Source organism: Acidobacteriota bacterium, assembly GCA_035529075.1.
Classification (GTDB): domain Bacteria; phylum Zixibacteria; class MSB-5A5; order GN15; family FEB-12; genus DATKXK01.
This window is the reverse complement of the sequence record DATKXK010000005.1, coordinates 1-11,702: the sequence shown is the minus strand read 5'-3', so window position 1 is coordinate 11,702 and position 11,702 is coordinate 1. Positions and strand designations below refer to the sequence as shown.

The following is an 11,702-nucleotide window of genomic DNA, read 5'->3' as shown; positions in this document are numbered from 1 at the left end:
TCCAAGTTACGTTCGCCAAATGTCTGAGTTGGGTTATGACAACCTGGCTCCATCGATTCTCATCGAGCTGCATAATCACAATGTGACTCCATCGTTCGTGAGGCGACTACAAAGGGAGGGTCTGAAGGACCTGACTCCCGAGGAGCTGATCAGCCACAAAGGAAACTGAGAGTTACATTGGCGCTAACCATCTGCCTGTGCGGGAGACGGGATCAATATCTTTGGCGGCCCCGACCTCACTCCCCCCTAACTTCGGTGGAATTCGGGTTTGCCATCACGTTACACCACTGGACAACAAGCGGACCACATCGAAAGACAGTAGAATCTGGAACGAACAGACAGGCGCGTCAACGATGTAGTGCCATGCCATATGGTGAGGCTGCAAAGTTCTTCAGGAGATGCCGCTTCCTGGATACCAAATAGACGCAATCAACTCCCGCCAAAGTATCAGATATCACCAGGTCTTTTTGAAACAATAACCAACAATACTCGTATGATGTAACATATCGCACGCTATGTGTAATTTCCTGGAGAATGAGGCGCCGCAATGTCTCGAAAAGCCATCGAACGTGAGATCCGAAAGAAATTCATATTAGAAGCTGCCCGCCAACTCTTTGATGAAAAAGGTATCGAGAATACCAGTATGGACGATATTGCCTCGGCCGCTGAATACACGCGGCGGACTCTCTATGCCTACTTCAAGAGCCGAGACGAGATAAGTCTGTCGATCCTTATTGAAGATCTTTCAGCCCGCTGGACCGAACAGAAAAGGGAACTGGCCACGGCGGACACTGGACTTCAAAAGATAATCAAATGGGGTGAGTCTCTCTATTCGTTTACCTGCCGGCACCGCAGCTCAATTCGTTTACAGCTCTACTGGGATTTCAAAGGAATCGATCGAAAACTGATTACCGATGACATATTTGCGTCTTTCCAGACCATAAACAACGAATTGGCCGAAGGGCTTCGCAGGATTTTCCATCTCGGTCTAAGCGATGGCTCTCTGCGTCCCGATCTCAATGTTGATCTGGCAATAAGTCACTTTCTGTATTCTTTTCGGAGCATTGTCAACAGAGCGCACTCATCAACCTATTCGTTTGCATACTTCGAGCCGGAGGAGTACGTCAGAACGTATCTGGATATTTTCGCACGCGGCATTAAGAATGAAGGAGTCGGTCACAGTGAAATCAAATGACACCACACACTCACCCTCCCTTGCCCTATGGGTTCGAATATATAGTATGACTATTCTGCTCATTCTACCGGGCGTTATTCTGGCGTCTGGTAACACCGGCGCTGGCGACAGCGCTGAGACAAGCCCGCCGCCCGGCGCTTATAGAATATTGGCAGATGACGGCACGATACAATTCCCTTTTGATATATACAGGGGCGACATTCGTTTTCTGTGTGAGGTGAACGGTCGGCAGGTTCACATGCTCCTCGATGACGGATACATGTGGGACCAGCTCCTTTTCTGGGGCAGTCCCGAAGTTGATTCTCTGGGTTTAGTGTATGACGGTGAAATCGGGGTCGGCAATGAAGATTCGGAGAAGCTCGTTTCCAAAACTGCATCCGGAATTACCGTCGGACTGCCCGGTGTGACATTCATAGAACAAACTGCGGTCGTTACGCCTTACAGTTCGGGCAATAGCAGCATGTGGTCGGGCAGCGTAGGCCAGATCAGCGCCACCTTTTTCAGGCATTTCGTGGTGGACATAAATTTCGACAAGATGATCATAACTCTGAGGGAGCCTGGAAATTACGAATATGGAGGCAAGGGCGTCGCAATCCCATGGCAGCCCCTGGGATTTGGTCCCTGGTCAATTCCGGCGACACTGCAGATGCAGGACGGACGCAGTATATCAATGAAGCTGTTGATGGATCTTGGCTATAACGATCGGCTACAGCTTGTAGTTGGCGGTGAACATAATATCACTCTGCCTGAAATGAAACTACCCGCCAGCCTCGGCTTCAATATACAGCGCGTGGAAACTCGCGGATTTGTCGCCCGACTCCCGCAAATTGATATCGGGGGTTATCGGATAAACGATCTGATTGCAAGTTACGTATCCGAGGAACATCGTGATCAGGCGATTTATGAGGCGATGATCGGACTGGAGCTGCTGTCACGTTTCAATCTTGTCTTTGATTATCATCGGCGACGGCTGTTTGTCGAGCCCAACAGTTCATTCGATACTCCTTTCGAATACGATATGTCAGGCTTTGTAATGGCAGTTGCGTTGCAGGGTTACGCCATAATTCAACAGGTTCACGAACGTTCTCCTGCCGAGGAGGCAGGTTTGCAGGTAGGCGACAAAATACTCAGGATTAACGACAAGTTGATCACTGACTATGGCAGTCTCGATCTGCGCTCAATGTTCAAACAGGAGGGTGCGGTAGTGAATGTGCGCATAGAGCGCGACAGCGAGGAGAAGGAAGTATCATTGATACTCAGGCGCATCATCTGATCACGGCTCCAGCGTCCGTCTACACAGTGGGCCTCACACCCGGAGAGCGCAGGACATGAAGCTGACTACAGAACCCGTTGGGCATCTGCCTCTCTTGTGAACTCTCACTCTATTGCTGCTTTGGTGCGGACCCGCGAGACCGGCGGCACCACCCCGCTGCACGATAAGCTGCACTGCAGCAAGAGGTTAGGCGTGTCAGTCCATGCCTGCCCCTGACGCTCTGTGCACTATGGCGAGCGCATGATTGTCGTACTGTCGGTAGTGGTTTATTGTTAAGTCATTCCCAGGCCCGGAACATATTTCAACACTGCTCATAAGAACATTGTATAAACATGTAGTACAAGAATCTGGAGGACAGTTCCATGAAGAGTCACGGTGTGACAACATTGTTCATGTTGCTTCTGGTGTGCAGTATGTCACTGCAGGCACAGGGTCCGGGTCCTGGACCTGGACCCGGGAAGCACATCTTCTTGTCTGAGGATGGTACAGCCAGAATCCCCTTCGCACCGGATCTGGGCTATGTCGTTTTTGCCGCTAAGGTAAATGGAAAGGCGAATGTTCGGCTCATCCTTGACACTGGGATGCCGATGCCTGGCCTGATCATGATCGGGAAGGGAAACAAGGACCAATTGGGCATGAACTTCGTAGCCGAAATGCCCGTGCCTGGCGACCCCGGGAACCAGGAGCCACTAATGGCCAGCGTCGCTCAGGGCGTTAGCCTCAGCCTTCCCGGACTGGAGTTGACTGACTTGTCGGCAATAGTTGAGCCGGAGGCTGGCAATCTCGGGGCGATGCTCGGAGATGACGATGGCATCATCGGGTTTGAATTATTCAGTCAGTTTACCATAACAATTGACTTCGACAAATACGAGATCATTCTGGTGGAACCTGATAAGTTCCAGATGCCGCCCAATGCCGAGGTGCTGCCTCTGTTGATGCGAAACGGGCTCCCGTTTCTGAAGTGCTCAGCTGAAATGGTCGGCGGGGCGGTGGCCCCCATGGAATTGGTCGTAGATCTGGGTGCGTCTCACGCCGTTTCGTTGAACGTCGGAACTCATGAGGCGATCGTGCCACCAGATAATTCTATTGAAACACTGCTCGGGAAAACCGTCAGCGGCCCAATCTATGGTGAGGTCGGAAGAATCAACACACTCCGCCTCGGCGACCTGGAACTGCACGGCGTAATGTCATCGTTCCAGACCGGTCCGCGCCACGGGCCTTCGGCAATGGAGAAGCACGGCAACCTCGGCAATGGCGTATTAAGGAGGTTCAATGTCACTTTTGATTACAGGAATAAGCGTATGATTCTCGTCCCCAACAGTCACTTCGCCGAACCGTTTGAATACAATATGTCGGGGATCGAATTCAGTAAGACTGATGAGGGAACCTTGAAAGTAGAACGCATTCTCCCCGGTTCACCTGCGGAGGAAGCTCAATTGAGTCCGGGGGATGTTATTCATAGCATCAACGGACGACCATTAGGTGAGATCGGCAGAGATGAACTCCGCAGAATCCTTAGAGAAAAGGGTGCCGTGGTCAGACTCTCGCTGTCGTCGCCCACCGGTATTACCAGGGAAGTAGCCCTGGCGCTGCGACGAGTTATCTAACACCGTAGCACTGAGGATGCAGTCCGGGGCGAATCCTGTTTATGTGGCCGCAGGAAATGATCGAGAATATGGCGGGGTTGTCTATTCAATACCCAGAACTGTTGAATTGATCTTTGATCCGCAGTGAGAGTAATGGCGGGCCCGATATCACTCTCCCAATACTTCTGCGGACTTCGACTTCATAGTACAGCCGTGTTTCACCAAAATTAACGGAAGTCGTTGGAGGAACATAGCTTGTGAGTCATAGGGGGGGCGCCCTGCCAAGTAATTTCCTTCAAAAAACTTGCAACACTTCGCAGCCTGTTACGTCAATATAGATACAAGTACTTTGCATTTAAAAGTACTCTTTGGAGATAACACGACTCTGAAGCAGAGGTGATTTATGAGTGATGTAATTAGCCTGAAGAAGGCTGAGCGCCAGGTCTTTCTGGTCGCTACTCAGGACGGTCTATTAGACATTTTTATAGGCTGTGTTTTCCTGATATGGGCTATCGCCCCATTCCTAACCCCGAGTTTGGGAGATTTCTGGGGTACGGTGGTATTTGTCCCCTTCTGGGGGATGGTAATGCTGGGCATCTGGCTGATCCGCAAGCACGTTGTCAAACCCCGGGTCGGGGTAGTAAGGTTTGGTTCAGCCCGCAAGACGAGATTACGCAAATTCACTGTGGTGATGCTCACCGTGAACATCATCGCGTTAATCCTGGGAATTTGGAGATCTTTCAACTCTGAGGCTCTATCGGGTGGCGAAACGAGTGCGCTCTTTGGACTAATCTGCCTAGTGTTATGCAGTGTCGCGGCGTACTTCTTGGATTTTCGCCGGCTATACGTTTACGGCCTGCTGGTCGGCCTATCGCCACTGATCGGTGAATGGTTATGGGTGCGCGGGAGTGCGTCCCACCATGGTTTCCCGATCACCTTCGGGGTAACAGCGACCCTAATGATTCTAACCGGTTTGTTTGTCTTCGTTCGTCTTCTAAGCAACAACCCCGCACCCAGAGAAGAAGTTACCACAGGGGAAGCATGAGATGAACGAACCATCATCGCATCCGGACCTGAGCCCGCTGGAACACATTGATCAGGTGATCCACGCGCCGGCCCGACTGATGATACTCACATATCTGTATGTGGTTGATTCGGTGGATTACGTCTTTCTTATGCGAATTACCGGATTGACGTGGGGTAATCTATCTACTCATCTGGCCAAGTTGGAGGATGCTGGTTACGTTGTGATAAAGAAAGGGTATAAGGGCAGGAAGCCGCACACGACCATTCGTCTCAGCAATCCCGGGCGCACCGCGTTCAAGGAGTATAAACGGAGCATGAAACAGGTCCTTGACGATCTTCCGGATTAGAGAACCCGCGTATCCCGCCCTCTGCGATGGTGTCTTTCTTCTCGGCTCGTACTCGGTCGGTTGTGAATCCGATGACGAGCACAGGGTGGCCCCAACCGTTGGGGTTAAGGATTATGGCGGGCTTTGCGGGACGAGTTTATCAACTGGATCATAATGAAGCCTGCAGCCTAATAAAGAACAAGCGGGCTCTGCGAGTCGATTTCCGCAACTGGATATTCGAGAACGCAGCATGGTCAAAGCGGCCCCGACCTCACTCTCGCCAAACTATGGTGAAATTCGGGTTTCAAGTGAAGATATGTTATTCAACAGGACGCGGCAGTCATTGGAGGCAAATCATTTACGTACAGTGAAGTCGCTGCAAAAAATCCCTGCACGGATAGTCGCCATCGTTGAACAGCTACGCAGCTTATTCGGTGCTTCCGCTCCAATCAGCCCCGCTTCCAGCCGCTGCGTAAGCATGATTGCTTGTTGCCGAATTACCCTCGCCGCCTGAGACGGCTGAGCTATATCCACCCGCTTATTCCCGGAGCCGCCGCCGATCCATCACTCCGCAGCGGGTTGAACGGCCCGGACGGCCGGTTTGCGGACGCGGGCCATTGCGTTATGGACCGTTATGTACACGACCGGGATCAGGATCAGGGTGATGAGGGCCGAGATGCTCAGGCCGCCGATCACCGAGCGGGCCAGGGCTGCCTGAATCTCGCCGCCGGCGCCGGCGCCGAACGCCAGGGGCAGCATCGCCAACACGGTCGTCGAGGTGGTCATCAGGATCGGCCGCAGCCGCAGCCGTCCGGATTGCAGAACCGCGTCCTGTATGGAAAGGTCTTGTTCACGGCGCATCATGTTGATGTAGTCGACAAGCACGATGGCGTTGTTGACCACGATCCCGATAAGCATGACGATACCCATCAGGCTTTGCACGTTGAGGGTCGTACCGGTCAGGAGCAGGGTCGGCACCACGCCGACAAACGCCAAAGGCACAGTGACCATGACAATGAGCGGGTCGAGGAACCGTTCGAACTGGGCCGCCATGACCATGTAAATGAGGGTCACGGCCATGAGGATCGACAGCAGGAAATCGCGCTGCGCTTTCTGCTGTTCCTCGTACTCGCCGCTGAACACCAGGGAGAAACCGGCGGGGAGCGCGTAATCCCGCAACCTGGCTTGCAGATCCTCGACCACGTCCCCGAGCGCGGCGCCGCTTTCGAGGTTGGCGGAGATGTAGGTGACGCGCCGGCCGTTGATTCGCTCGATATCCGTCGGGCCGCGGCGGCGTTCAGTCCGCACCACGGCCGAGACCGGCAGGGTCTGGCCGGCACCGGTTCTCACTGAGACGTTGCTGAGATCGAGCGTGCTGAGCCGGTCTTCGGGTTGGAGTCGCACCGTGATAGGAAACTCCTCTCCCCCTTCACGGTAGACGCCGGCGCGGCTGCCGCCGATGTTGGTCTGGATCACCTCGGCGACTTGTCGGACCGAGAGACCTAGATCGGCGATTTTCTCGCGGTCAACGATCAGGTTCTGCTCGGGGCGCCCCTCGCGGCGGCTCACCCGGACATCGGCCACTTCCGGCGCCTGATCCATGATTTGCTTGAGGTCATTGGCAATGCGATCGGCGATCGCCAGATCATAACCGCGCAGTTCGACCTCGACCGCATCGCCCCCGCCCGATCCGAACAGCCGCTGCAACATCCAGAGACCGGACTGGGCCGACACGCGAATGTCTGCGCCCGGTATCTTACCTACAACAGCCTGGCGGATTTGATCGGCGAGGACGAAACTGTTCATGGTGCGTTCGTCAGCCCCCTTAAGAGCGATTTCCACCTCGGCGTCGCCGCCACGGATTTCGGCGGTCAGATGGCGGACCTGATCCATGGGGGTGACTGTCCGAACCATCCGGTCCAGTTCCTGGAGGTATTCGTTCACGACCGCGATATTCGTTCCCTGCGCCATCTGCAAGTCCACCCCGATCTCGTCGGCATCGGTCTGAGGTGCGAGTTCGATCGGCAGGAGGGGCCAGAGGAGGAATGTGATTACCAGCAGGACTCCGGTCGTGGCAAAGACAATTTTCTTGTGGCGGATCGCCGCCGCCAGAAGGCGTGAGTAGGCCTCCTGGAGGGAAATGAACCAGCGACCGAGCCGTGAGTTCTCGTTCTCGGTCGTCTTCTCGCCGGCCCGCAGGTGGAGGAAGCGGCTGGCCAACATCGGCACCAGGGTTAACGCCACGAGCAGCGAGCAGAGCAAAGCAAAAACGACCACGAGCGCGAGTTCCCGAAAGAGCATGCCGGAGATAGTCTGCATGAAGACCACGGGAAGGAAGATCACCATCGTGGTCAGGGTGGATGCGACAATGGCGCCGCTCACCTGCTTAGCTCCGGTCAGCGCGCTTTCCTCAAGCGTGTGACGATTCTCCCGCAAGCGGATGATGTTCTCGAGCACGACAATGGAGTTGTCTACGATCAGCCCGATACCGAGTGCGAGCCCTCCGAAGCTCATCTGGTTGAGCGTCAGACCATTGAAAAAGAGCAGGCCGAAGGCGGCAATGATCGAGATGGGAATCGACAGGGCAATAATGAAGGTGGTTGAACCATTGCGCAGAAAGAGGTAGAGAATGAAGATAGCAAGGAGACCGCCAAAGAGCGCCGACTTCTGCACGTTGTTGATGGAATTCTGAATAAACTGACTCTGGTCGATAACGATCAGCAGTTCCAGGTCGTCACGCTCGCGGCTGATCTGCTCCATCACTTTGCGGGCTTCCGCGGCGACGGCGACGGTGTTCGCCCCCGACTGTTTCTGAACTCCCAGCCGGATCATCGGCTTGCCATCAATCTGAACGACCCGGTTGATATCTTCGTAGCCGTCCACAACCTCGGCGACATCGCGAACGCGGATCGGCTTGCCGTCGACCACGGTGATGATGGTGCCGGCGATCTCATCGAGCGACCGGAATTCGCCGCGGGTGCGCAGATACATGTCGCTGATTCCCTCGCGCATGTCGCCGCCAGGGAGCGTCACGTTCTCCCGCTGCAGCGCCTGTCGGACATCGGCGGCGGAGAGACGGCTCGAGGCGAGGCGGTCGCGCTTGAGACGAACCTGAACCTCACGGTAGACGCCTCCCCATACATCGACCGAGCCGACCCCCGGGATCTGCTCGAATCGCTGGGCGATCTCACGCTCGAGGATGCGGGTCAGTTCATCGAGGCTGCGACTGGAATGGGCGCCGAGAATGACGACCGGGAAGTTGTCGGGGTCGAATTTCCAGATGCGGGGCAGATCAACTTCAGGCGGAAAGTCATCGCGAATACGGTCGAGGGCCGCGCGGACATCGTTAGCGGCGGCATCAATATCGGTTCCCTGCGCGAACTCAAGTGTCACCCGGCTGCGGCCCTCCGAGGATCTGGACCGTACCTCTTCGATATTAGAGACGCTGGCGACGGCATTTTCGATGCGGTCGGTAATGATAGTCTCGATTTCCTCCGGGCCTACATTGGGATAGGAGGTCGAGATGCTCAGTCTGGGGTATTCGATCTGCGGAAGGAGATCGACCGGGAGATAGCGGAGGGCCATGACGCCCAGAATGATAATGATCAGGAACACCATGGCGGTGGCGACCGGGCGATGGACGGCGAGGCGCGTGATATTCATCGTGCTGTGACCACTATGTCAGACCGGTTAAGTGATTAGCGGCTCAGGTTGTCGGTTCGCCGGTTGCGGCTTCCTGCTGGCGTTCCATGAACTCTTCGAGCAGATTCTCACGCTGGAGGTGCTGAAGGCGTTCGACCCATTTCCAATCCACCTTTCGGACCCGGGCTTCACCCGGCTTGCCGCCGAGGAGGTCCTGCCCGAGAGTGATAATCCACTTGCCCGGCTCCACGCCGGTGATTCCGGCGGTGGTCCGCCCCCTGGCGATCACATCGACAGGGACGAATTCAAACGCTACAGGGGCAGTGAGAGCGATCGACTTGTCCCCTTCGTGAGCCTCGACCGCTTCCCCGGCAAGGGAGTCGGCCGTTACATAGATGCCGGTGGCCCCGGTGGCAGGGTTATCGTACAGCGCGCTCAGCGGCACGAGTGTGGCTTGTTCGCTTTCGCCATAGTACACGTCGACAGTGACGAACATGCCGGGGTTGAGCTGATGGTCGGGGTTGGGCAGATCGATTTCGGCGTCGGTGCTGTGAGTCACCGGGTGCAGGAATGGGGAGATGCGGGAGAGTTTTGCGGCGGCCGACCCGAACGGCAGGTTGGCAGTCTGGATTTCGGCCCGCTGGCCGGCTTCGATATAATTGAGCATGTGATCGGTCAGGATAATGCCGATCCGCAGCGTGTCGAGTTGGCCAAGGGTGAACAGGCGGATGTTGCCGTTGACAGACATGCCGATTTCGGCGTTCCGATCACCGACCGTTCCGGCGACCGGGGCGCGGATCACGGTTCGGGCGAGTGCCTCTTCGTACTCGTCGATTGTGGCCTGGGCCTGCTCGACACGGGCTTTGGCCAGGGCAACATCGGCCTCGGCTGAGGCTGCCTCGGTCTGAACAGCCTCAAGTTCAGTCGCGCTGGCCAACCGTTTCTCGGCCAGGGTTTCGGCGCGTTCGAGGTCGGACCGGAGCTTGCCCAGTCGGATCTCTGCCTGGCTTGCTTGCGCGATGGCGATCTGGTAGCCGGCCCGAGCCTGTTTCAGCCGCTCGCGAAATTCGGTGTCACGGAGTTGAATCAGGGGTTGTCCCTCGGTGACGGCGTCGCCGTCATTCACGTGGACCTGCATGATGGTCGCGCTGATTTCAGTGTAGATTTCAACCTGGTTTTTCGCTCGGACCACTCCGCTCAACCGTTCGATCAGCGGGAGCGAGCCGACATCGGCCTGAACCGCCTCAACTGCTGGTACCAGGTTGTTGCCCCCGTTACCCCGGGCGCCACCGGAGCTGCCGCCACAGTGGGACAGGGATAATCCTGCAATTACGAGGCCGAGTAAGTATGTAGCCGTTCGTACATTCATTTAGGAACTCTCTCTGCTGCTTCCCTTTTGTCATCCAGCGACGGTTTGGGCCAGCCGCACCTTCGGCCTACGCGGTAGGAGAATGGACAAGATACAATCAATGGCCCCCATGAAGCAAGTGCCAAAGTAATTTCAAAAGCTGTGGAAACGGGCAAAGAAGTAGCGTAGCCTTTCCGTGAAGAGCTTTTAACCGACACGGTCGGATGGAACCACGACCAACGACAGGATAGACTAATGGCCGGGTACGGCAAAACAAAGGAACAGGCGAGAGAAAAGCGGGGTTGACTATTCACTACACTATTATGTCCCAGTTGTCCGCACGGCTGTTGTTTGAGCTCAGAAACTTCAAATACATCCGTTATACAGATTTTCAAGAACCAATGTTCCGCCTTTATAAGGCTAAACCCGCCCCCACTCTCCCCGAGTTCCTATGGTTTTTTCTGTTTCCCGTGAGGACACACTGTGCTAGGATTGATGGAAGTCGTTGGAGGATATCGCGATAGTACTTCTGGCCCCATGTTATTTGCTGACCAGCCATCTCTCTATTCTCCAGTTGAAGCAAAGGCGATGGCGACCTTTAGTCAACTGGAGGCTGGTTGCGGCCTTTCAGTAACGTTCGCCAAACCATCATCTCCTGACAGACGGCGTCTCTGGTCACACTGTCGGCCATTACCTGCTCAAAGCCCATACCCTTGACGTCAATGAGGTGTTCCATCATCAGCCCCCGGATGTAGCGTAGTCGGTGCGTCCTCGCTGTGGTGTTACATTGGGTGTCATCCAGGTATTAGTCTATCCTCTCCGGTATGGTGTGGCCGACCATATCCGAGACCGCCGGGTGGCCCACAGCTTGCCGTGGGGTCCATTGACCCTCGTTTTCCTCTGTATCTGCGTGGATTAATGGATCTAAGATAACCTCACCGAGCGGCGGGGTCAATATTCATGGCGGGGTGGACCTCACTCTCCCCAAACTCTTTTGGAATTCGATTTTAGTGTTAAAATGGCTTATTCTACTGTTAGTGGAAGTCGCTGGTTAGTATTAGTATTAGTAGATAAGAAACGGAAGAGAGGTTATTAAACAATGAAATCTAAGGCAATTTGTGTTGTGCTTCTGATATCCGCCACATTGGCTCCGTGTATTAACGCACAGCAGGATGATTTCCCGGTCTTGACAGGTCCTTACCTTGGGCAGAAACCTCCGGGCTTGAAACCGCAGGTTTTTGCTCAAGGGCTTCTCGATCCGAACCTTCACGGCTGTCCTGTATTTACGCCTGATGGGATGGAAGCA

The 11,702-nt window shown here is 55.0% G+C and carries 10 protein-coding genes; 7 read left to right on the top strand and 3 right to left on the bottom strand.

The genetic code is table 11. The features are described 5' to 3' along the window. Positions 1 to 19 precede the first annotated feature (19 nt). The 6 genes from VMY05_00945 (at position 20) to VMY05_00920 (ending at position 5,427) form a co-directional block, all read left to right on the top strand. Positions 20 to 169: a hypothetical protein gene (locus VMY05_00945; GenBank protein HUV29644.1), complete on the top strand. Its 150-nt coding sequence runs from the start codon at positions 20 to 22 to the stop codon at positions 167 to 169. Between the two features lie 378 nt (positions 170 to 547). Next, positions 548 to 1,195 carry a TetR/AcrR family transcriptional regulator gene (locus VMY05_00940; protein ID HUV29643.1) on the top strand — a complete coding sequence of 216 codons (648 nt, stop codon included), beginning with the start codon at positions 548 to 550 and terminating at the stop codon, positions 1,193 to 1,195. Positions 1,196 to 1,241: 46 nt separating this feature from the next. After that, entirely contained in the window at positions 1,242 to 2,468 is a 1,227-nt protein-coding gene (locus VMY05_00935) for a PDZ domain-containing protein (protein HUV29642.1), read from the top strand. A gap of 413 nt (positions 2,469 to 2,881) precedes the next feature. Beyond that, the gene (locus VMY05_00930; GenBank protein HUV29641.1) at positions 2,882 to 4,075 is read left to right on the top strand and encodes a PDZ domain-containing protein; all 1,194 of its coding nucleotides are present in this window, start codon (positions 2,882 to 2,884) and stop codon (positions 4,073 to 4,075) included. Between the two features lie 382 nt (positions 4,076 to 4,457). Further along, positions 4,458 to 5,099: a hypothetical protein gene (locus VMY05_00925; protein ID HUV29640.1), complete on the top strand. Its 642-nt coding sequence runs from the start codon at positions 4,458 to 4,460 to the stop codon at positions 5,097 to 5,099. 1 nt (position 5,100) lies between these two features. Further along, a complete protein-coding gene (locus VMY05_00920) occupies positions 5,101 to 5,427 on the top strand; it encodes a transcriptional regulator (GenBank protein HUV29639.1) in 327 nt (108 codons plus the stop codon). Between the two features lie 543 nt (positions 5,428 to 5,970). Here VMY05_00920 and VMY05_00915 read toward each other — a convergent pair. The 3 genes from VMY05_00915 to VMY05_00905 all read right to left on the bottom strand — a co-directional run bounded on the left by VMY05_00915 (position 5,971) and on the right by VMY05_00905 (position 11,132). Next, a complete protein-coding gene (locus tag VMY05_00915) occupies positions 5,971 to 9,069 on the bottom strand; it encodes an efflux RND transporter permease subunit (protein ID HUV29638.1) in 3,099 nt (1,032 codons plus the stop codon). A 43-nt stretch (positions 9,070 to 9,112) separates the two neighbouring features. Beyond that, positions 9,113 to 10,417, bottom strand: coding sequence for an efflux RND transporter periplasmic adaptor subunit (locus VMY05_00910; GenBank protein ID HUV29637.1), 1,305 nt, complete (start codon positions 10,415 to 10,417; stop codon positions 9,113 to 9,115). A 577-nt stretch (positions 10,418 to 10,994) separates the two neighbouring features. Then, positions 10,995 to 11,132 (bottom strand): hypothetical protein, encoded by a 138-nt coding sequence (locus tag VMY05_00905; GenBank protein ID HUV29636.1) that lies wholly within the window; start codon positions 11,130 to 11,132, stop codon positions 10,995 to 10,997. A 363-nt stretch (positions 11,133 to 11,495) separates the two neighbouring features. Between VMY05_00905 and VMY05_00900 the strand changes: the two genes are divergently transcribed. Beyond that, the coding region (locus VMY05_00900) for a hypothetical protein (protein HUV29635.1) at positions 11,496 to 11,702 on the top strand (207 nt) is incomplete at its 3' end.